We start from the raw sequence: 21,091 nt of genomic DNA on the forward strand, positions 1-21,091 counted from the left end.
CGCCGGCAACCACTTTGGGAGCGTCGAGCGGGCGGTGTGGCACGGCGGGTGCCACGACAGGCGTACGGGGCAGGTGGAGCAGGCGGTGTCACAGCGCCGTGTGCTCGCGGGGGTCGCGGCGATGGTTGCGCAGGTGGCGAATCAGTCCTGCTGGACGCGCACGGTGGGCTCGGTGCGGCCCAGCGCCAGTCGCGCCACGCGTGGCCAGTCGGCCGCCGCCGCGCTCGCCCGTGGCGTGCCGGGGCGGTGCCGTGGCACGCGGACCCGCAGGGCCCCGGGTGCGCTGCGGCATACGACGGGTGCGGGCAGCACGGTGTGTTCGCCGTCGATGCCGACCGGGAGGGTGGCCGTGTCGGATTCGACGACGACTTTCTCGGCGGTCAGCCGGATGAGTCCCTCGGCACGTGGGCCGCGCACCATGCGCGCCGCCTGGGCGGCGCTGTCGACCCGTACGCACACCACGCCGAGTCGCCCCGAGTCCAGTCGCGCCCTGCGTCCGGGCCGGGCCGCGTCGACGGCACGGCCGTATGGGTTGTTGCTGACGAGGAGCGCCTGGAGCCCTTCGGTGTACGCCTGGTCGGCCCGCATCCGCAGCCTGGGTGCGTCGGGGCCCGTGAGGAGGCCCGGGAGGGCCTGGAGGGCTGTGCGCTTCTTGGCATCGCGGTACGCGGGGTCGGCCACCACGGAGGCGTACGTTCCGAAGGAGGAGTTGTTGACGAAGACTCGGTCTGCGGCATAGCCGAGGTCGACGCGGAGTTCGACGGCGTCGGACAGGGCGTCCAGGGCCTGCGCCGGGTTGTCGCGGTCGAGGCCGAGGTCGAGGGCGAAGTGGTTGCGGGTTCCGACGGGAACCACCACGAACGGCAGGTCGTGGCGTGCCGCGACTTCGGCCACCAGGGCCTGGGTGCCGTCGCCGCCCGCCACGGCCAGGAGGTCGGCTCCGTCGGCGACGGCCTGTCGGGCCAGCTCGGCCACGTCCTGGTATCCGTCGAGCAGGCAGACGCGGCATCCCGCCGTCCGAGCCTTCTCCTCGAGGTGGAAACGGCCCACTTTCCCGCCGCCGGAGCGCGGGTTCATGAGGATCCAGGGGTGCTGGGGCGCCTGGGCGACCGCCTGTTCAACGACGGTGGGCCCGGGCGCCAGAGCGGTGCGCGCCGTCGCGACGGCCAGCGCCCACAGGACCAGGGACAGGCACGCGGCCCACAGCATGCCGGATGCCGCGTACAGGGCGAGCACGGCCACCGGGGCGGCCACCGACACGACCGCTCCCAGGGCGCGGACGACACCGGTGTGCGCCAGGGCCCACCACACCCCCATGGCGGCGAGCGCCAGTCCGGCGACGCCGACCAGTACCCACAGCACGCTGCGCAGACCGGCCGTGACGAGCGGCACCAGGATGCTTGCCAGCAGGGCGAGGACGGCCAGGCGGGCCCGTCCGACACCGCGCTCCCCCGGCGCGTGGGCCCTGCTGGATCGTGGGCTGTCGTTCATGGGCCACCGTGACCTTTCCTGTGGCGGGCCCGCTTCGCTCACGTGCCGTACGTGCGGGCTAGTGCGAGCCGAAGGAGTCGTCGCGCCGGACCACGCACAGCGCCCAGATGATGAAGCTCGAGATCAGAATCATCACGACTGACCAGACCGGGTAGTACGGCAGGGACAGGAAGTTCGCGATGATGACGAGTCCGGCGATGGCCACACCGGCGACGCGTGCCCACGTCGCGGCCCGGACCAGCCCGAGGCTCACGATCACGGCGATCGCCCCCAGGACGAGATGTATCCAGCCCCAGCTGGTCAGGTCGAACTTGAAGACGTAATTGGGCGTGTTGAGGAAGACCTCGTCCTCGGCGATCGCCATGATGCCGCGGAAGATGTCGAGCACGCCGACGATCATGAGCAGGACGCCGCCGGCTACCGTCAGACCGCTTGCCCATTCCTGCCTCGTCGCGTCCGCCTGCCGCGAGTGTGTCGTGGCCATGATGAAACCTGCTTTCGTGTCGTCCGGCACGTGTTCAGCGTCCGGAGGGGGTGGCTGTCGTTGCCGCGCCTGAGCTTCCGACCGATTCGTGGCCGCTCAGGATCAGGTTCTTGACCCTGTTGAACTCCTCGTCCGTGATGTCGCCGCGGGCGCGGATCTCGGACAGCTTGGCCAGCTCTTCCACGCTGCTGGGCCGGCCACCGGCCGCGGACTGCCTGACGTACGTGTCGAAGGCGTCCTGTCGCGCCCGGGCCTGGGACATTTCCCGGCGGCCCATGTTCTTGCCGCGCGCGATCACGTAGACGAAGACGCCCAGGAAGGGCAGGACGATGGTGAACACCAGCCAGCCGGCCTTCGCCCATCCGCTCAGCGCGTCGTCACGGAATATGTCGGTGATGATGCGGAAGAGCAGGACGAACCACATGATCCACAGGAAGAAGACGAGCATGCTCCAGAACACGCTCAGCAGGGGATAGTCGTACGCCAGGTACGTCTGGGCGCTCATGTCCGGCCTCCGTCCCGGGCGCTCGCCCGGCTGCCGTGGGGTACTGCTCTCAGCGTGGACACGATCAGGTTCGGGCGCCTCACCCGACGCGGGTGAGCTGTGGGCGGCCTGATGGCCGGTGCGCGGACGCGCCCCCGCGGCGGGATCAGGGTTCGGCGGTTCGGGTTCATGCCGTCGTGGCGGGGTCGTGCGGGCCCGTCGTACGTGCCTTTCTGAGCGCGGCACGCCACGCGAGGGCGAGCGCCGCCTCGGCGAGGCCGAGCAGGACGAGCCACAGGCCGAGCAGCCGGGTCAGGGCGCGGGCCGACTCCGCGGGCAGGGCGAGAACCACGATTCCCGCCACAATGGCAAGCATCGCGAGGGCCAGGATGACGCCGCGGTGCGGCAGATCCTTGGTGGCGAGGGCCGTGTAGAGGGTCAGGACGCCGGAGACGAGCCAGACGACGCCGACGATCAGCGAGAGCGCGGCGATGGTCTGCAGCGGGTTCCGCAGGCACAGCACCCCGGCCAGGACGTACAGCACCGCTACGAGCAACCCGGGGAGCCGTTCACCGTGCTCGGTGCGGGCGAAGACGGCCACGAACCGGAACCCCCCGGTCACCAGCAGGTACAGGCCGATGAGGACCGCCAGGACGTGCAGGGTCACGTCCGGCCACACCAGGACCAGGATGCCCGGCACCAGCGTCGCGACGGCCGAGCCCAGGATCCAGGTCCAGGAACGGCCCAGGCGCGCCAGCACGTCCGCGGCGTCGCCCATCGGACGGGGGTCCGCCGCGTCGGGCAAGTGCTGCGGTCCGGTGGGCGGTGCCGCATCACGCGATTCGGTCATGGGGTGCTCCTCGCGCGTTCGAGGGGGCCGCTTTCGACCGCCGGCGTGGCGGTTGTGCGGCGGCCTGATGGCCTCAGCGTCCCGCGCGCCGCCGGCCGCCGGGTCACCCACGGCGGGTGATCCGCCGGCGTCGCGGTAGCGGTGTGGTGGGAGGTGCAGGTGTTCGCCGGCAATGCGGCGAACCAATGTGCGCCGGCCCGCAGAGACGTGCGGCGCAACGACACGAAGAGACTCGCGATGATCGATGGCGAGGCAGCCCGCAGGGAGCGCACCGGATCAGGGCCGGCCGCGCGCCGGCGGGGTCGACGACTGCCACTCGGTCAGCGGGCGGCCGTCGCCCGCGCCGTGTTCATCGTCGCCGCCCTGGTCACCGCCGGGGGTCGGTCACTCCGGCAACTGCCGCATTTCCACAACGCGCAGTCCGAGGGACTGGAAGCGGGCCAGCAGCCCGTACAGGTGCGCCTCGTCCACGACAGGGCCGAACAGGACCGTTTGGCCGGACATCATGACGTGGCCCAGCTCCGGGAAGGCTTGGGCCAGCGTTTCCGACATGTGTCCCTCGACGCGGATCTCATAGCGCATGGGCTGTTCTCCCGGCGGGCTGCGTGGGGGAGGTGGACGGCGCCCTTCCCTTTGATCGTCCCCCGTCGGCGCCCGGCCTGGCCTCACCCGGTACAGGTGAACTGCCCCGCCACACCGACGACTTGGTTCAGTGCGTCAGGACGATCTTGAAGCTGATGATCAGCAGACCGAGCAGCAGATCGACCGAGGCGGTGCCGGCCATGAGGCGCCGCGAAGCACCGGCCCGGCGTGCCGCCGCCACCGACCAGCCCACCTGCCCCGCCACGGCGACGGACACCGCCAACCAGAGGGCGCCCCACACGTCCAGCCCCAGGAGCGGGCTCACGGCCACCGCAGCGGCGGGGGCGGGACGGCCGCCTTGACGATCGGCCACTCCTCGCGGCATACGCTCAGGCCGACGGTGACGAGAGTGAGCGGCAGCCGCCGCGTGCACTGCCGCCACTCCCCCATCGCATCCCCGCAACTCCTCCGGCGCCTCACCCGCAACGGGGGGAGAGCGCGGCTGTTCCGGCGCGGCACCGCCTTCAGCGGCCGCCTGTGGTCGAGGGGATCTCGCCCGCGCATCCGCCGACGCGGGTCACACCAGTCCGAGCTCGCGGGCGCGACGTACCGCTTCGTTGCGGCGGTTCACCGCCAGCTTCCGGTAGACGCTCTTGAGGTGGGTCTTCACCGTGTTCACCGACACGTAGAGGTCGGCGGCGATCTCCTCGGTCGACATCATCCGGGCCAGCCGCTGAAGGACATCACGCTCACGCCCGCTCAGCTCCTCCGCGACGAGCGCGGCGGGCGGCGCGTCGATCGCGGCCGGTTCAGCGCGACGCGACGGGCCGGGCGTGAGCCAGTCCGCGGCCAGCTCATTGAGAGGCGCGGTGGACAACAGCGGGCGGATCCAGGGCCGGGCGTCGAGGAACGGTCTTCGCAGCCGCTCGCGCCGGGCGTCGAGGAGTGCCTGCGCGACGAGCTTGCGGGCGGTGGTCGCGTCCCCCGCCTCCTGCGCGGCCTGAGCCCTGGCCAACGCTGCGCGCACGGTCACCGCCGGGCCGGTCCGGGCTCCGGTGCGGATGCTGTCGAGCAGGCCGAGCGCCGCTTCGGGACGGCCCGCGGCGAGCAGCATCCGGGCGGCTTCCACCGCACACGCCGGCTGGTCGCCCGACACGCCCTGGAGCACCTCGACGGCCCTCTCCGGCCGTCCCTCGGCCAGGTGCGCTGCGGAGGCGACCAGCGCCTCATGGCCTGCTGCCCAGGGTGAGGCCACGGCGGTGGAGACGCCCGTGTCCGCCACCTCGGCGGCGGCCCGCGCGTTGCCGCGGACCAGCAGGAGACGGTCGCGGGCGATGGCCCGTCCCGCCGCCATCACCGGATCGTGCCTCGCCGAGGGCAGGTGGGCCGTCTCATCGAGGAGTGCCTGGGCGCGGCCCAGTTCATCGCGGTCCACGGCAACGGCGGCCAGCACGAGCAGCCCGATGCCGGAAGCGTACGGCTGGGGCAGGCCGAACCGCTCCGCCTCAGCGGCCCCCGCGAGAGCCTTGCGCTCGGCCCTGCCGATCCAGCCGTTCAGGTAGTCGATCAGTGCCAGGTACCCCATCGACTCCTGACGGGGGAGCGCGGTGGACGATCCGCCGTGGGTGCCGGTCACCGTGGTGAGGGCGGCACGTGCGTCCTCGAAGTGCCCGGCCCACAGGCGTGTGGAGCCCAGATGAGTCAGCAGGAGCGCGGTGAGTTCGGGATGCTTGTCCAGGAGGTGCCCGGGGACCTCCCGCTGGAGTTGACCGGCCGCTTGCGCGGCCTTCTCGGCCCGTTCGGGAGAACCGGTCAGCCGGGCGGCCAGGGCCTCCAGCAGCGCGCAGCTCAGCTGCGCGGCCGCCCCGTCGGGCGCGTCGGCGGCCAGCCGCCTCTCGGCGTGGTGCAGGTGGGTGAGACCGCGTTCCACGTCGCACCTGGACAGGTCGCGGGCCGAGCGGACGAGGTCCGCCGCCGGGCCGGCGGCCTCCGGATCCATCCCGGCGAACAACTGGTCGAGGTCGCCCGACCGCAGGCCGGTGAAGAGCTGTCCGATCGCCAGGTCTTCGACGAGGGCCCCGGCGGTGAATCCCCAGTCGCCCGCGGCCGCTCCGTGAGCGAGTGTTTCCGTGAGGGATCCCGAGCGGCGCAGCCACTGCGCGGCCCGCCGGTGGAGTTCGGGCTCCAGCCCGGGGAGGCTGACCCGAAGGTGAGCCCGGAGTATCTCCCCGAACAATGGATGAAGCCGGTACCAGGCGTGCCCGAGGTCCTCGACGAACGCGTTCTCGCGGTGCAGCTCGACGAGGAGGGGTTCGGCATCGCCGCGGTGGGTCAGTGCGTTCGCCAGAGCGGGACAAAAGCGCTGAAGGACGCTGACGCGCAGCAGGAGGTCCTGTGTCTCGGGCGTCTGCCGTTTGAGGACCTCTGCCAGCAGGAAGTCCGCCACAGTGCTGCGGCCGGCCTCGAATTCCTTGAGATAGACCGCCGGGTCGGCGCTCTCGCGCGCCGCGAGGGCGCACAGGCGCAGGCCGGCGGCCCAGCCCCGGGTGCGGTCCACCAGGGCGCGCCCGGCGTCGACGGGCAGGCTCAGGCCGTGCAGTTCCAGCAGCGCGACGGCCTCTTCGGGGGTGAAGGCCAGCTCAGCCGCGCGGATCTCCGTCAACTCGTCCGCCGCCCGGTAGCGGTGCAACGGCAGCAGTGGCTCGGTGCGGGTGACCAGGACCAGGCGCATGCCCCGCCCGGCGTGGTGCAGGACGAATTCCAGCTGCTCCGCGACCTCGGGAGCCGTCACGCGGTCGTACTCGTCGATCACCACGACCACCGGCCGGTCACGTTCGTTCAGCTCGGCGGCGAGCGTCGCCAGGAGTCTGCGGTCCACCCGGGCGGCCTGCGCCGGAGCCCCGACCGCTGCGGAGGTGGGCGCACCGCCCGCGCGCAGGGCTTGGAGGAGGTAGGACCAGAACACGCCGGGGCGCTGGTCCCCCTCTTCGGCGGTGAGCCAGGCGACCGGCTGTCGCAAGCCGGCGGCCCAGTCGGCGGTCAGCAGGGTCTTGCCCGCCCCGGCGGCTCCGTTGACCAGGGTCAATGGCGTCTGGAGAGCCTGGTCGAGGTGCTGGACGAGCCGCTCTCGGCGCAGATAGGTGGCGGGCCGCGTCGGCAGCGCGATCCGTGTGCGCAGAAACGGGTCTCCCAGGGGATCGGTGCAGGGGGCGGTCGGATCGGCCGGCCCCTCGGCGTTGTCCTCGGTTTCCGCTACGGCGCTCACCACCCACCACCGTCTCTCCAGGTCAAGGAGCAGCGCTCCCCTCCCTCAGCATCCCAGCCTTCCCGCCGACACGCGCGGCGTGCCGGGCCCTGTGGCCCACCCCTGCCGGTGGCCGCGACCCGGTGGTCCCGTCTCAGGGGTAAGCGGCCGAGCGGCGTTCCAGGTACATGCGGCCGACGAGAGCCCCGAGGTGAATAATCACTCCCACCGCCACCAGCCAGGACATAATGACCATGACAACGCCGATGGGGCCGTACGTCTCGCTGTTCTCCACGATCGCCGGCGAGAAGAACCGGGCGGAGAAGAGTCCCAGTCCCGTCCAGCACACAGCCGTGACGACAGCCGCGGGCAGCAGGGAGCGCCACCGCACGGCGGGGACCAGGAGCACGTACATGGTCGCCCACCAGAAAACCGTCGCTGTGGCCATACCGAACAGGCCCTGAAGTACCGGCTCGCCGAGCGACCTGCCCGCCACAGCCTGCACAGCGCCGTAGACCATCAGGAGCCCGAGCCAGCACAACTGCGCCGGAACGTCCCGCCAACCACGGCGCGGGACTTCGAAAAGCCTCTGGTACCAGCTCTGCAGGGTGGCGGCGATGGCCGTGGCGCCGAAGAGCAGCATGCCCGCGCTCGCCACCGTGAGGGAGCCCGGGTCCTGGCCGTCCGCGAAGAGCGACTCCACCGCCTGAGCCGCCTGCTGATCCAGTCCCAGCCAGCCGGCAAGCGTCGCGGCGGCGTCACGGCCCGCCGCGGCCGTGACCACGATGAGGAAGGGAAAGAAGCACAGCAAGGAGAGCGCGGCGAGCTGGAAACAACGGGCGAGGAAGTCGAGCGCGGAGAGCCGGCTCCAGAGTGTGCCCGCCAGGCTGTCCTGGAAGCGCCGGGCGGCGACCTCTCTCTGCCGACCCAGGGAACCCCTGCGAGGCACATGTCTGCGCGGGCTGTAACGGCCTGTCATGAAGCCAGTCAACCCGCTTGGCGAGCGGATCCGGCGCATCTGCCGGTCGCCGGGGCTTGTCGGCGCACCCCCTGAGCGTCCGCGTGTTTGCGCCGACGGACTGCCGGCCTCGTGCCTGGCGGTGCCCCGGCACCTGCGCGTGCTCGAACAGGCCGGACCGGTCTGCGCGTCCCCAACCGCGCACACCGCCCGCACCGCGCGTGCCCGGCCGCGTCCCGTGCACCGAGGCGTCGGCGCGGCGGTACGGGCAGCCGGTCAGCCGCGGGCCGAGTCGTCCTGGAGGTCGGGCCGGAAGGCGTGGATCATGTCATGGCCCGGCTGGACGACGCCGTAACTGCTCTCGGTACTTCGTTCCAGGCGCCGGGGAGGTCGCCCAGCGGTTCGGACACGACGAGGCGGGTCTCTACGGAGACGTCCTGGAGGAACCCGGCGTCCGGGTGGAGTGCGCACAGGGTGTCGACCTTGGTGCTGAAGTACAACGACCGCGAGCGTCCTTCGCTGGAGTAGCGGAACGCCCATACGCTTTCGCCGTCGGCCACCGCGACGGTCATCTGGAGGGGGTGCTGGATGCCGTGCGCGTGCCCTGTTCGCTCGATCAGGCCCGCCATGCGCGCCACGGCGCCGGGCGGGTCCTCTGTCAGCCCGAAGGTGAGGGCGAGATAGAACATGAGCTCGGAGTCGGTGGAACCTTCGATGTCGGGGTAGAGCACCGGATCGACGGCCACGGTGAGGTCACGCCGCAGAAGGCGGAATCCGTTGATCATTCCGTTGTGCATCCACATCCAGCGACCGTTGCGGAAGGGATGACTGTTGGACTGCTGCACGGCTGTCCCGGTCGCCGCCCTGATATGAGCGAAGAAGAGCCCCGAGCGAACGTGGTGGGCGACCTCCCTCAGATTACGGTCGTTCCAGGCCGGGCCCCACGTCCCGCACGATCGCCGGAGTGACGGCCGCGTTCTGGGTGTACCAGCCGACACCGAAGCCGTCGCCATTGGTCGTCTCCGCCCCCATACGGGAGTGCAGGCTCTGGTCGATCAACGAGTGCGTCGGCTCGAACAGCACCTGACTGAGAAAGGCGGGCGTACCCGAGTAGGCAATCCAGCGGCACATCCGGATCCCTCCGCTCCTGGCATCAACAGCCGTTGCGCCGGTCGGCGCAGGGGCCGCTGACTGGTCGGCCGTACGGCGCTGAGGGGGCCGGAGTAGCGAGAGGGGAGCAAGCGCGACTTCGACGCCCTTGCGGCGTGCTGATTGCGGCGCTCCGCCGTGCCGGGGTCGGACGGATACGGACGCGGGAAGCGTCGTCGTGCGAGTAATGACCAGTATCGCTCGTGCCGGCTGCCGGCTGCCGGCTGCACGCTGGGGCGTGGCCATACCCAGCCAGGTGGTCAGTCGGACGGGGGCGGGAGCGTCTGTTCCCCAGTCGTGCGGCAGGTGGCCGTGGAACACGAGTCGGTCGTAGGTCCGCTGCACCCGCCCGTCCCTTCGGGTTCGGGGTGTATCCCCTGGTGCCGGCGGGTGGGTGCAGAAATTTCGCCTGCCGATGTGAGGAGGGACACGCCTCCCGAAGGCCCTCGCATCACATGAACGATGGCGCGAAAGCGTGCCCAGGCGAGACGCGGCACCGACCCCACCCCGGGGGCCGCCGAAGATCATTAGAGCGGCGCCTCCCACCCTCCGCAACCGCGCGACTTCACTACGCGTAGATCATCAGGGCAGCTCAGGCCGGGTGCAGGTCAGGGACAACCACTTGGGTCGCACCTTACCGCCTGGTCCATATTCGCCGTATCCGCCATATCGCCCGCTTTGAGATGAATTAGTTCATCTTTCCACTAGTTGCCGCCCCCTTTAACCAGCGCGGTCGCCGTCCGAAACCTTTTGTTGACGGAGCGAATTTGCGCGGGTTAGGTTCATCAACGTCTTCGAGGAGTGCAAACGCGAAGCTAGGAGGGGGATTGTGACCATCACCGCTGAAGGTGTGACGAGCTATCACTTAACCGAAGCCGAGGCGATCAAGACACGAGAGTTGTCAGCACTCGCGGGCCGGCTCTCCAACTCACCTCCCATCGTCCTTTCAGGACTTTTGCTCGATCTTCCCGAAGGAATGCGGAAGTCTTTGCTCGACTTCGGGTCGGGGGGCGGGGAAAATGGACACTTCATGCTCCGCGGCCTGATGGTGGACGATGCTCCCGAGACACCTGCGGTTCATGGAATGGCAGTTCTCGAAAACCATTACACCAATGGCACCCTCATGCTCGTCGCGGATCTCCTGGGATCGCTTGCCGGATACCAGGACGAGAAGTCGGGAGCACTGTTCCACGATGTGCACCCGGTCCGCGGCGAGGAGCACCACATCGAGAACAGCGGGTCGGTCGCGTTCGACTTCCACACGGAGAACGTGCACCATCCGCTGCGGCCCGACTTCCTCGGCCTGCTCTGCCTGCGCCAGGACCACGAGGCAGTCGCCGCGACCCGCCTGGCGTCCGTGCGCGACGCGCTGCCGCTCCTCACCGAAGACCAGGTCGCGGAGCTGCGGAAACCGCAGTTCCACAGCCTGTATCCGACGTCCTTCACCCGGAACACCGAGGGCCCGCGCCCTTCGGCAGGGCCTCACCCGGTCGTCTTCGGGCCCGCCGGCCGGCCGTTCATCCGCTTCAACTCCCACAACACACAGGCTGCCGACGCCGGCGGGGAACGCGTGTTGCGCGCACTGACCGAGGCGCTGGAGAGCGTCTGCCGCGACCTGGTCCTCGCGCCGGGCGACCTCGTCGTCCTGGACAACCACGTGGTCGTACACGGGCGCGGCGCGTTCCAACCCCGCTACGACGGGCGCGACCGGTGGCTGCGCCGGTTCTACTCCTTGCGTTCCACCCCGCTGTGGGCCCAGCGGATGATGCGGCACCCGCGTGTGCTGCCCCCGATGGCGGACATCCGCGGCGTCGTCTGACCCGCGGCGTCGCCTGACCCGCGCCCGCAGTCATTCCATGCGCCTGACGTCGTGCCACGCGGCCCGAGGGTGACCCATGTGACACGAATGAGGAAGAGTGGATCTGTACGAGGTAATCGGGCTGCTTCTCGCCGCGACGGCAGCCGGGTGGGTGGATGCCGTCGTCGGCGGGGGCGGGGTGCTCCTCATCCCCGTGCTGCTGCTGTCCTTCCCGCAGTATCCGCCCGCGACGGCGCTCGGCACCAACAAGATCGCCGCCGTCATGGGCACCGCGACCGCCGCGTACATGTATCAGAGGCGTACCCGCCTGGATCGCTCGGTCCTCGTGCCGGCCGCGCTGCTCGCGGTCCCGTTCGGCGCGCTGGGGGCGTTGTCCGCGGCAAGCGTGCCCACCAGTTACTTCCGGCCCGTCATCATGGCTCTGCTGGTCTCGGTGGCACTATTCGTAGCCTTCAGGCCGAGTTTCGGCGTACAGCAGACGAACACCGTCGTAACCCGGAGCCGCCGCAATACGGCCATTGTTCTGGCGGGCGTCGGAATCGGTTTCTACGACGGCGTGTTCGGCCCCGGAGTCGGCACCTTCCTTATCATATCCTTCACCACTCTCCTTGCCACACAGTTCCTGGAGAGCGCTGCCATGGCGAAAGTCATCAACGCCTCGTCCAATCTGGGCGCCCTGGCAGTCTTCGCATGGCAGGGGAACGTTCTGTGGGCCATCGGCCTCGGAATGGCTGTAGGAAACATAACGGGCGCGATGATCGGATCACGCACCGCTATGAAAAAGGGCTCCGGTTTCGTGCGCGTCGTACTGGTGCTTGTGGTCACCGGAATGGTGATCAAGATGGGATTCGATCAGTTCGCTTAAGTGAACGGCCCGTGTCGTCAGGGAGAATTCCCCCGAAACGGCGACGGGCCGGATCTCAGACAGGAGAGATATGGCAAGGAAACTGTCCGCGCTGTTGACCCTGCCCGACTTCGAGCGCGCGGCAGACGCCGTGCTCGACTCCGCTTCCTGGGCGTACGTCGCCGGCGGTGCCGATACGCAGGTCACGGTGCGTGCCAATGTCGAAGCGTTCGACCAGGTATGGCTTCGGCCCCGGGCTCTCGGAAGCGCGAGCGAGGAACCGGACACCTCAGTCAGTGTGTTCGGGCAACGGCTCGCCCTGCCGGTGCTGCTCGCTCCGACCAGCCCACAGCGGCTTCTGCATGACGACGCGGAGATCGCCACCGCCCGGGCGGCGGAGGCGCTGGGAACGGTCTCCATCGTCAGCACCGACAGTCATCACGCCTTTCCCGAGGTGGCCGGGTCGGTCAAGAGCGACTGCTGGTTCCAGCTCTACGCCTACCGGTCCCGTGAGGACATCGCTGCGACGATCGCCCTGGCCGAGGAGGCCGGTGCGACCGCTCTGGTGGTCACCGTCGACGCCAGCCATGCGGCCCGCCGGATCACGACTCGACGAGCGGGCTTCCGCACCCCCGCCCATGTCGACTTCGGCAATCTGCGCTCGCTGGGCATCCTCACCGGCGCGATCCCGGACGGTGCACGCATCGAACGTCTCCCCCTGACATGGGAAGACCTCGCATGGATACGGAGCCGCACCGCCATGCGCCTGGTGGTCAAGGGCATCCTGCGTGCCGAGGACGCCGAGCGGTGCCTCGACCTCGGGGCGGACGGGGTCATCGTCTCCAACCACGGCGGCCGCCAGCTCGACGGCGCGATACCGAGCCTCGTCGCGCTCGAACAGGTCGCGGCGGCCGTGTCCGGCCGCGGCCTGGTCCTGATGGACGGCGGCATACGCTCCGGGGTCCACGTGGTCAAGGCCCTCGCCCTCGGAGCGGACGCCGTGTGCATCGGCCGGCCCTACCTGTGGGGGCTCGGACTCGCCGGCCAGGAGGGCGTCGAAGCGGTCCTGGGCCTCCTCAAGGACGAGATCAAGGACACGCTCCTCCAACTCGGCGCGGCCTCGCTCGCCGACATCGGCCCCGACTTCGCCACCCGGGCCTGACGCCGCCCCGGGCTCTCTCGAACCACTCGCTCCAAGGAGACGACCTGTGACTGTCCAGACCGTCCACTTCTCTCGTGGCATACCCCCACGCGAAGCGATACCCTCCGCCGCCATCGCCGAGCACACCTCCGCGATACTGGCTGCGGAGCCCGACCGGGTCTTCCAGTACGCGCCCATCGGCCGCCACACCGGTGACCAGGAACTCCGGGAACAGCTCGGCAAGTTCCACTCGGTCGATCCCGATCGGGTGTTCGTCACCAACGGTTCTCTTCAGGCCCTCGACCTGCTCGCAGCCCATCTGCTGCGCGACACCGCCGCACCCGAGGTCCTGGTCGAGGCGCCGACCTACGACCGCGCGGTGCAGATCTTCGAGCGGCACGGCGCCCAGGTGTCCGGGGTGCCCCTGCAGCACGACGGTCTCGACCTGAACGTCCTCAGGCAGCGCCTGCACACCAAGGTCCCCGCCTTCGTCTACGTCATCCCCGACTTCCAGAACCCGAGCGGCGTCACCACGAGTGAGGACAAGCGCCGCGAACTGGTGCGCCTGTCCGCCGAGTACGGCTTCACCGTCCTGGAGGACATCCCGTACCGGGAGCTCCGCTTCAGCGGCACTGCCCCCACGCCTCTGGGTGAACTGGCCGAATCCACCGACGGCGCGCGGGTGCTGACGATCGGCTCGCTGAGCAAGGTACTCAGTCCCGGCCTGCGCGTCGGCTACGTCATCGGCCCGCCCGGGACGCCCCACGCCCTCGCGGCCCTGGCCGAGAGCACCTATCTGTCCCCGGCTCCACTGCTCCAGGCAGTCGCCGCGCGGGCACTCGCGAACGGTCTCGTCCGGGACAACGTCGAGCACGTACGGCAGTTGCTGCGCCCCCGCCATGACGCCGCGGTCGAGGCCGTACGGCAGACCCTCGGCGACGTCCATCTGTGCGTACCGGACGGCGGCTACTACATCAGTGTCCACCTTCCGATCCGTACCGACGAGGAGTCCTTCCTGACGTCGGCGCGGAACGACGGCCTCGCTCTGACACGTGGGTCGGCCTTCTACCCGGCGGACTCCGCACCTCCTTCCGGCACCGTGTTCCTGCGGCTGCCGTTCCAGGCACTCGATCCCGAGGAGTTCGCGGAAGGTGTCCGGCGACTCGCCGCTGCCGCTCAACGAGCGGCATAAGGAACACGAGGCGGTGCCCGCAGAGGCGGGCGCCGCCGGCCGGTCCGGCCGGGACGACGGGCCGGGACGACGCAGCATCGTCCGCGACGCTTCGCTCTCCGCCGTCGTCGCCGGGCTCGTCGCGGTCGTGGTCTCCTGCTCCGGCCCGTTGATGATCGTGCTGGCCGCGGCAGACGCCGGTCGGCTCAGCAACGAGCAGACGGCCTCCTGGGTCTGGGCAGCGTGCATCGGCAGCGGGGTGACGTGCGCAGCCTTGAGCTGGCGGACCCGTATGCCGGTGATCACAGCCTTCTCGACACCGGGGGCAGCGGTCCTGGTCGGCAGCCTCGGGGCGTACCCGTATCCCGAGGCGATCGGAGCCTTCCTGGTCACCGGCCTGGTCATGGCGCTGGTCGGGGTGACAGGCGCCTTCGGGTGGGCCATGCGGCGCGTGCCGCCCGGGGTGGTGGCCGGCATGCTCGCGGGCGTGCTGTTCTCCTTCGGGGCCGGTGTGTTCTCCGCGCTGGACAGCATCCCCGTTCCCGTACTGGCCTCGCTCGTCACGTACTTCGCGGTCAAACGGTGGTCACCGAGATACGCGGTGGCCTGCTCCCTGTTCGCCGCTGTGCTCGCGACGGTGGCAGGATCCGGCATTCGTGTCGCGGGGGGCGACATCGCCCCGGCCGTCCCGCTGTTCACTGCTCCGGACTTTTCGATCCAGGCGATGGTGGGCATCGCGCTCCCACTGACCGTCGTCACCATGGCTTCGCAGAACGCCCCAGGTCTTGCCGTCCTCACCGCCTTCGGATACCGCCCGGACGATCGCACTCTGATCGGCGTCACCGGACTCGCCACCGCGGCACTCTCACCGTTCGGCGGGCACGGGATCAATCTGGCGGCCATCACCGCAGCGATCTGCACCGGCGAGGAAGCGCATCCCGACCCGCGGCGCCGCTATGCGGCGGGAGTGGCGTGCGGCTTCTTCTACGTGGTGACCGGGGTGTGCGGGGCCGCTCTCGTGGGTCTGTTCACCGCACTGCCGGCCGACTTGGTCGCGGTCGTTGCCGGGGTGGCACTCCTGGGCGCGTTCTCCACCAGTCTCGCCCAGGCCGTCGCCGACGAGTCCGGCCGAGACGCGGCCGTGGTCGCGTTCCTGACCACGGCGTCAGGCGTCACACTCGGTGGCATCGGCTCGGCGTGCTGGGGCCTCGTTCTGGGCCTCGCCACCCACGGAACGCTCACCTGCCGACGACGGGTCCGCACACGGCGGATGACCGACGGCCAGGGGAAGGCCCCGTGAGGCACGGAGTCTGCGTCCCTGCTGGGAGAAGCAGTTGTGTTCCCCTGCGTGGACATCGCCCAGGTGCCGTGGGCGTGGGCGATCAGCTGCGCCGACCCGTGTCCTGCGGGCACTGCGGGAGTTGAGCAGAGCATGAAGAAGCCCTCACGCATCATCGCCGTCACGGCACTCACCGCCGGTGCAGCCCTTGCCTCCGTGGCCCCCGCGCAGGCGGGCATCGTCGACGGTACGCTCAACAACCTCGCCGCCCTGGACTCCAGCAACGTTCTGGGCTCGCTCGTCAACAGCACCCTCTCGGACGCATCGAACAACAACGCGAACACGAAAGCGGACGGCAAGGTGAACAACAGCCTCATCAACTGAGCACCTGCCCCACGGAGCCCCCGCGCTGTTCGCACCGGGGGCTCCTATGTGTACGGCTGCTCCGCGGCCGCTTCCTCTCCGGACTTCCGTCCGTAGCGGCCTCAGAGCGGGGCCGGCCTCAGCGGCGCTCGGGCAGGTCGGCCTCCGCCGGCAGAGTGGGGAGCGTGCGCGGCGCCTTGGTCGACGACGCCGCCGGCGCGGTCTTCTTCCCGCAGAAGGCCGCCTCCAGCGTCCCGCCGAGCGCCGTGTTCGCCGCACCCCGGTTCGATGTGTTCGCCATGGCGGAGAGCGCCCGCCCGCCGTCACGGGTGGCGAAGGTGTACGTGTAAAAGCCCTGCACGGTGCCGGTGTGGCCGTACACCTGGGTGCCGCAGGAGAGGTCGTAGCGGCGCAGACCGAGCCCGTAGAAGCGGGTCTGGGTGGCGTCCGTCGGCGTGACCGTGGTCATGGCGTCCAGCATCCGCGGCGAGAGCAACCTCCCCCGCATCAGCGCGGTCGTGAAGGTGTTCAGGTCGGCCGGGTCGGAGATGACCGCGCCCGCCGACTGGGCCCAGGAAGCGGTCTGTTCCGTGGAGTCGACGAGCGGCGCCCCCGCCTCGTCGGGGTGGAGGTAGCCGCGCACGTGCATTCCCTTGATCCGGGTCTCCGGGTGGACGTAGGAGGTGTGGCGCAGCTTCAGCGGCTTGATGATGCGCCGCTCGTACTGCTTGGCGACCGGGGTCCCCGTAGCTTTCTCGATCAGCATGCCGACGACGACGAAGTTGGCGTTGGAGTACTTGTAGGACACACCGGGCTCGGTGGTGCGGGGTTCGGCCAGCGAGAGGTCGACCAGCTCCTGGTAGGTGAAGACGCGGTTGCGCACGGCTTCGAAGCCGGGCACGGTCTTGGCGAACATGGCCTCGGTGTAGTCGGCCAGACCACTGCGGTGCGTGAGCAGGTGACGAACCGTGATGCGATCGTCCGGCAGAAGTCCGGGCAGGTAGCGGTTGACCGGCGCGTCGAGCTCCAGCCGTCCCTCGTCGACCAGTTGGAGCAGTACGACGCTGGAGAAGGTCTTGCTGACGCTGCCGATACGGAAGCGTGCCCGGGTGTCCATGGCCTCGCCGGAGACACGGTCGCGGACGCCGGCAGTGCGTGTCCGGACGCCGTCGGGACCGGTGAAGCGGGCCATCGCGCCCGGAGCGCCGTTGGCCATGGCAGCGTTCAGGGCCGCGGTCACGCCGTCCATGTCGGGGGCAGGGGCGGCGGGGGTCGCGGGGCCGGCAGGCGCCGTGGAGACTGCCGGTGCCGCGGAGGCCGCGGTGGCGGGGGCGAGACCGCCGGCGAGCGCGGCAACCAGGGTGGCGCTCATGGCCAGACGTCGGTGCGTTGACAGGGGCACGTGATTTCCTCGTTCTCGACTCACGGATGAACGGCGCACGCGTGGGGTGTGCCGCGATGCCTGGGAGAAGGGATCACTGCACGTTCTCCCGGATCCCCCATGAACCATGAGTGCCAACGCGTCACGTCGGTTCCTGTCACGGGGCGCCGATATCCGTCCGGCGGAATGTCAGCAGCGGTCCGGGCACACAGGAACCGTCCCGGGCGGGGGCCGGGCGGCACACCGGCGAGCCGCTCGGCGGTGAGAGGAGAGGCCCAGCTCCGCGAGGATCTCGCTGATCGCGGCGTGGGGCGTTCGCTGCGCGATACCTCGACATGTTCTGCGAGATCGGCGAACGCGCGAACTCCTCGAAAGCCGCACGGCCGCTGTCGGTGAGCGCGTAGTAGCGACCGGGTGGCCCGGAGGCGGATTCCTGCCACGTAGTGGTGACCAGATCCTCGCGGCGGAGCCGGGAGAGCAGCGGGTAGACCGTGCCCTGACTGGTGGCGAGAGCCCCGGAGTCCTCCAGGGCGTGGAGGAGTTCCACGCCGTAACGGGGGCGGTCCCGCATCAGGGCGAGTACGCAGTTACTCCCTGACGCCTTTGCGCAGTTGACGCACCGTTCCCCCGCACGCCAGTCCTACGCTGCTCCGCTCCCCCACATCGCTTGGTTGGTCGCGATGCTCATCCTCGCTGCCCACCGGGCCGCCCGTCCCTGCCGCTCCAAGAACCACCCCCACGGGCAGGTAGGCACCGGGGGCCTCGGTGGGACGGCACCGCGACGGTCGGCGGTGCCGTCCCACCGGGTTGAGGACGATCAGGGGATGCCTCCAGCAACAGGGAACGCTGGTGAGATCAAGCTTCCGTCCGGGCTCGGGCCGCCCTGGCCTTCCGGCGCTTGACAGCCCGCCGTTCGTCTTCGGTCAGGCCGCCGCAGACGCCCATGTCCTGGCCCCCTTCAAGGGCCCACTTCAGGCAGTCGTCCAGAACCGGGCAACGGCGGCATACTGCCTTCGCCTCCTCCATTTGAAGCAAGGCCGGTCCACCGGTACCGATGGGGAAGAACAGGTCCGGGTCTTCCCGCCGACAGGCGGCTTTGTGACGCCAGTCCATCGTCGTGCCTCCATTCGCGTCGCCGGATGCTTCTTCACTCGCCTGACCGGTATCGGCAGCTGTATGCAGCAGAGCGGGTAATCGCCCGCCGTCTCCGAACCGGCCGAGCGCGGCTTCCGTTTACCGCACGCGTTCGGGGTAGGCGGGTCGCATGTTCAAGCATCGACGTGGTCGTACGGCTGCCGTACTCGTGATCAGCTGGGTGGCGGTGACAGGCGTTGAGCGTTGGAGTGAGGACGCTTCCTGGCAAGTGGCTCTCCTCAGCGGGCTCGTGTGGGGCGGCGTGGTCACCGGCGCCTGGTGGTTCGCCGACTGGACGCAGATGGGCCGACCGCGGTCGGCACAGTCCGTAGAGGGCGCGAGTGCCGAGCGTCTTCCGCCAACGACCAAGCCCACAACCAAGTCCACACATGACCGAACGGCCAAGCCCACGACCGAGTCCACACACGACCGGACGCCCGCACGTCAGCACCCGAAAACCTGACGCAGGAACCCGTTCGGCACGTGCCGTCGACAGCGGCCCCTCATCCAAAGCAACAGCGTCTATTGGTTCGGCAGGGGCCGAATGAGGCATCACTGGGGGTGACGCACGATCAGCAGAGCCTCGACGTCTCCGAAGGGCGCTTGGTACATGTGCGGAACATCGGCGGTCCAACTGGCGTGCTCGCCAGGGCCGATCAGGACAGGAGCGGAGAGTTCACCGATCCGTGCGGTGCCGGCGAAGACGATGACGTGCTCTGTCGTGCCGGGAGCGTGGGCAGCGGACTTCTGCGCCGTTCCGGCCCGGATGCGCACCCGGTAGGTTTCCGTTACCGCGGCAGCAGTCTCGAATCGCTCAGTCAGGACGGCGTCCACGGCGTGACCGGAGACCTCAGCGGGGAGCGGCAGTTGGTGCAGCGCTGCGCTGAGGGGCACCTTGAGGGCAGTCGTCAGCGCGTAGAGCGTTTCCAGAGTGGGATTGCGCCGACCGCTTTCCAGTTCGGACAGCGTCCCCTTGCCGACCCTGGACCTGCGGGCCAGCTCGGACAGTGACATCCCGCGCGTCTCGCGCAATTCCCGCAGGCGCGAACCGACCTGAACGGCCAAGCTCATGGTGCCCTTTCATGTCGCTGAAAGCGGTTGATCCGATGCCGCGCGAGACCTATCGTTCCACGGGTCGTTCCGTATACAGAACACTGTCGCGCGACCCGCATGAAGGAGTCCCGTGGAGCCACAGAGCAACATGCCCCTGCCCGCGCGCAGCACACAGGTGGCCAGCGCCCTCGCTGCGGCCTGCGTCGCGGGGCAGGTACGCGAGCTGGCGGAGTCGACGCGCACGGCCGCCGAGGCTGCCTCTGCCCTGGGATGCGACGTGGGCGCGATCGCCAACAGCCTCGTGTTCATCTCCGATGATGAACCCGTTCTCGTGCTGACCAGCGGCCGGCACAAAGTGAGCACGGCCGCACTCGCCGCCCGGTGGGGACGCGGCGGACTCCGGCGCGCCACCCCCGAACAGGTACGCCAGGCCACTGGACAGGCGATCGGGGGCGTGGCGCCCGTCGGCCATCCCCGCGCGCTTCCCACGGTGGTCGACGCAGCTCTGACCGACTACGCCCAGGTCTGGGCCGCCGCAGGAACTCCCCGCACCGTCTTCCCCACCACCGCCGGCGAACTCGTCCGGCTCACCGGTGGACTTCTGCTCCCCGTCGGCCCATGACGAAGGGGTCGGTCCACCCGGGGACGGATCTGTCCGGGCAGGTTGCGCTTGTCACCGGAGGCTCGGCCGGGCTCGGCCGAGCCATCGCGCTGGGCCTGGCGTCCGCCGGTTGCACGACGGTGGTGGCCGGCCGGCGGCCAGAGGCGTGCCGTCGAACGGCGACCGAGATCGCTGCCCGGACAGGCGGTACGGTCTTGGGGCTCGCCTGCGACGTGACGGAGGAAAACGAAGTGCACCACCTCGTCGAGGAGATCGTCGACGAGTACGGCCGCGTGGACGTGCTGGTGACCAGCGCCGGGGTCCAGGCCCGCGGCGAACTCGCGGAACTCACCGCCGTCACTTTGCGTCGCTGCCTCGATGTCAACGTCGTCGGAACCTTCCTCGCCTGCCAGGCGGTCGTCCCGGTGATGCGCAGAGCCGGCTACGGCCGCATCGTCACCCTGGCCAGTGCTCTGGGGCTCGTCGGTGCCGCAGGTCGGGCAGGCTACGCAGCCAGTAAGGGTGCGGTCGTCCAATTCACCCGCAGCCTCGGTGCCGAACTCGCCGGCACCGGCATTTGTGTCAACGCTCTGGCTCCCGGTCCCTTTCGCACACCGATGAACCAGGGCATCGATGACGACCCGCAGGTAAGGGACTTCCTCGAGCACCAGGTCCCCATGGGGCGCTGGGCCGACCCCGAAGAACTGGTCGGTGCGGCAGTCCTGCTGGCCGGCCCGGCGGCTTCCTACCTCACGGGCGCCGTGCTTCCGGTCGACGGAGGCTGGACCGCCCACTGACTGTGGGTGCGTGAGCCCTGAGGAAAGGCTTCCATGAGTTTTGACGTCTTCGTATGCGGCGGGGACGGGATCATGGACCTCCTCGCCGTCCTGCTGCGACGGTTGGATGCCGCGCTCGTCGTCCCGGGCGGGCCGACCGTGATCCAGCGGGACGAGGTCCGCGAGCTTCTGCCCGCCTCCCTCAGGGACGAGTGGCCGGTCGTCGTGGCCCGTACCGGCGCGGAGATCGACCGGGCGATCCGCACTGCCTGAACGAACGGGCGAGC

At 69.8% G+C, this 21,091-nt stretch carries 19 protein-coding genes and 3 pseudogenes; 9 read left to right on the plus strand and 13 right to left on the minus strand.

The features are described from left to right. Window positions 1–141 precede the first annotated feature (141 nt). The 9 genes and pseudogenes from AC07FK_RS23410 to AC07FK_RS23450 all read right to left on the minus strand — a co-directional run bounded on the left by AC07FK_RS23410 (window position 142) and on the right by AC07FK_RS23450 (window position 9,224). A complete protein-coding gene (locus tag AC07FK_RS23410; RefSeq protein WP_479106866.1) occupies window positions 142–1,491 on the minus strand; it encodes a diacylglycerol/lipid kinase family protein in 1,350 nt (449 codons plus the stop codon). A 58-nt stretch (window positions 1,492–1,549) separates the two neighbouring features. After that, window positions 1,550–1,975: a DUF7144 family membrane protein gene (locus tag AC07FK_RS23415; RefSeq protein WP_479106867.1), complete on the minus strand. Its 426-nt coding sequence runs from the start codon at window positions 1,973–1,975 to the stop codon at window positions 1,550–1,552. A 34-nt stretch (window positions 1,976–2,009) separates the two neighbouring features. Further along, a complete protein-coding gene (locus tag AC07FK_RS23420; RefSeq protein WP_479106868.1) occupies window positions 2,010–2,480 on the minus strand; it encodes an SHOCT domain-containing protein in 471 nt (156 codons plus the stop codon). Between the two features lie 166 nt (window positions 2,481–2,646). Next, window positions 2,647–3,309 (minus strand): HdeD family acid-resistance protein, encoded by a 663-nt coding sequence (locus tag AC07FK_RS23425; protein WP_479106869.1) that lies wholly within the window; start codon window positions 3,307–3,309, stop codon window positions 2,647–2,649. Window positions 3,310–3,693: 384 nt separating this feature from the next. Continuing rightward, window positions 3,694–3,891 carry a hypothetical protein gene (locus tag AC07FK_RS23430; protein ID WP_479106870.1) on the minus strand — a complete coding sequence of 66 codons (198 nt, stop codon included), beginning with the start codon at window positions 3,889–3,891 and terminating at the stop codon, window positions 3,694–3,696. Window positions 3,892–4,018: 127 nt separating this feature from the next. After that, window positions 4,019–4,284, minus strand: a pseudogene (locus AC07FK_RS23435) (hypothetical protein); the annotation flags it as partial. A gap of 184 nt (window positions 4,285–4,468) precedes the next feature. After that, window positions 4,469–7,156: a helix-turn-helix transcriptional regulator gene (locus AC07FK_RS23440; RefSeq protein ID WP_479106871.1), complete on the minus strand. Its 2,688-nt coding sequence runs from the start codon at window positions 7,154–7,156 to the stop codon at window positions 4,469–4,471. A 133-nt stretch (window positions 7,157–7,289) separates the two neighbouring features. Next, a complete protein-coding gene (locus AC07FK_RS23445; RefSeq protein ID WP_479106872.1) occupies window positions 7,290–8,114 on the minus strand; it encodes a YhjD/YihY/BrkB family envelope integrity protein in 825 nt (274 codons plus the stop codon). A gap of 255 nt (window positions 8,115–8,369) precedes the next feature. Beyond that, window positions 8,370–9,224, minus strand: a pseudogene (locus AC07FK_RS23450) (class II glutamine amidotransferase). 1,102 nt (window positions 9,225–10,326) lie between these two features. On the opposite strand from AC07FK_RS23450, the gene AC07FK_RS23455 reads away from it, so the two are divergent. From AC07FK_RS23455 to AC07FK_RS23480, 6 genes are all read left to right on the plus strand, one after another. Beyond that, window positions 10,327–11,061, plus strand: a complete 735-nt coding sequence (locus AC07FK_RS23455) for a TauD/TfdA family dioxygenase (RefSeq protein WP_479106873.1) — start codon at window positions 10,327–10,329, stop codon at window positions 11,059–11,061. Window positions 11,062–11,158: 97 nt separating this feature from the next. Then, on the plus strand, window positions 11,159–11,926 hold the full coding sequence (locus tag AC07FK_RS23460) for a sulfite exporter TauE/SafE family protein (RefSeq protein WP_479106874.1): 768 nt from the start codon (window positions 11,159–11,161) through the stop codon (window positions 11,924–11,926). Between the two features lie 70 nt (window positions 11,927–11,996). Then, window positions 11,997–13,067 carry an alpha-hydroxy acid oxidase gene (locus AC07FK_RS23465; protein WP_479106875.1) on the plus strand — a complete coding sequence of 357 codons (1,071 nt, stop codon included), beginning with the start codon at window positions 11,997–11,999 and terminating at the stop codon, window positions 13,065–13,067. Window positions 13,068–13,113: 46 nt separating this feature from the next. Continuing rightward, window positions 13,114–14,238, plus strand: coding sequence for an aminotransferase-like domain-containing protein (locus AC07FK_RS23470; protein WP_479106876.1), 1,125 nt, complete (start codon window positions 13,114–13,116; stop codon window positions 14,236–14,238). Then, the gene (locus AC07FK_RS23475) at window positions 14,198–15,517 is read left to right on the plus strand and encodes a benzoate/H(+) symporter BenE family transporter (RefSeq protein ID WP_479106877.1); all 1,320 of its coding nucleotides are present in this window, start codon (window positions 14,198–14,200) and stop codon (window positions 15,515–15,517) included. The genes AC07FK_RS23470 and AC07FK_RS23475 overlap by 41 nt, the downstream gene beginning before the upstream one ends. A gap of 132 nt (window positions 15,518–15,649) precedes the next feature. Continuing rightward, a complete protein-coding gene (locus AC07FK_RS23480; protein ID WP_479106878.1) occupies window positions 15,650–15,880 on the plus strand; it encodes a hypothetical protein in 231 nt (76 codons plus the stop codon). Window positions 15,881–15,998: 118 nt separating this feature from the next. On the opposite strand, the gene AC07FK_RS23485 is transcribed toward AC07FK_RS23480, so the two are convergent. The 4 genes and pseudogenes from AC07FK_RS23485 to AC07FK_RS23500 form a co-directional block, all read right to left on the minus strand. Continuing rightward, a complete protein-coding gene (locus tag AC07FK_RS23485; RefSeq protein ID WP_479106879.1) occupies window positions 15,999–17,231 on the minus strand; it encodes a serine hydrolase domain-containing protein in 1,233 nt (410 codons plus the stop codon). A 367-nt stretch (window positions 17,232–17,598) separates the two neighbouring features. Then, a pseudogene (locus AC07FK_RS23490) lies at window positions 17,599–17,878 on the minus strand (PadR family transcriptional regulator); the annotation flags it as partial. A gap of 217 nt (window positions 17,879–18,095) precedes the next feature. Then, complete coding sequence (locus AC07FK_RS23495) at window positions 18,096–18,353, minus strand: WhiB family transcriptional regulator (RefSeq protein WP_479106880.1); 258 nt, start codon at window positions 18,351–18,353, stop codon at window positions 18,096–18,098. 573 nt (window positions 18,354–18,926) lie between these two features. Continuing rightward, window positions 18,927–19,445, minus strand: coding sequence for a helix-turn-helix domain-containing protein (locus AC07FK_RS23500; protein ID WP_479106881.1), 519 nt, complete (start codon window positions 19,443–19,445; stop codon window positions 18,927–18,929). A gap of 130 nt (window positions 19,446–19,575) precedes the next feature. Between AC07FK_RS23500 and AC07FK_RS23505 the strand changes: the two genes are divergently transcribed. From AC07FK_RS23505 to AC07FK_RS23515, 3 genes are read left to right on the plus strand one after another with little or no spacing between them, the layout of a single operon-like run. Further along, complete coding sequence (locus tag AC07FK_RS23505) at window positions 19,576–20,049, plus strand: YbaK/EbsC family protein (RefSeq protein WP_479106981.1); 474 nt, start codon at window positions 19,576–19,578, stop codon at window positions 20,047–20,049. Then, window positions 20,046–20,825 carry an SDR family NAD(P)-dependent oxidoreductase gene (locus AC07FK_RS23510; RefSeq protein WP_479106882.1) on the plus strand — a complete coding sequence of 260 codons (780 nt, stop codon included), beginning with the start codon at window positions 20,046–20,048 and terminating at the stop codon, window positions 20,823–20,825. Before AC07FK_RS23505 ends, AC07FK_RS23510 begins: the two co-directional genes overlap by 4 nt. Before the next feature lie 33 nt (window positions 20,826–20,858). Next, window positions 20,859–21,077, plus strand: coding sequence for a hypothetical protein (locus AC07FK_RS23515; protein WP_479106883.1), 219 nt, complete (start codon window positions 20,859–20,861; stop codon window positions 21,075–21,077). Window positions 21,078–21,091: the final 14 nt, after the last annotated feature.

It is taken from the genome of Streptomyces sp. NPDC046122, assembly GCF_056429965.1.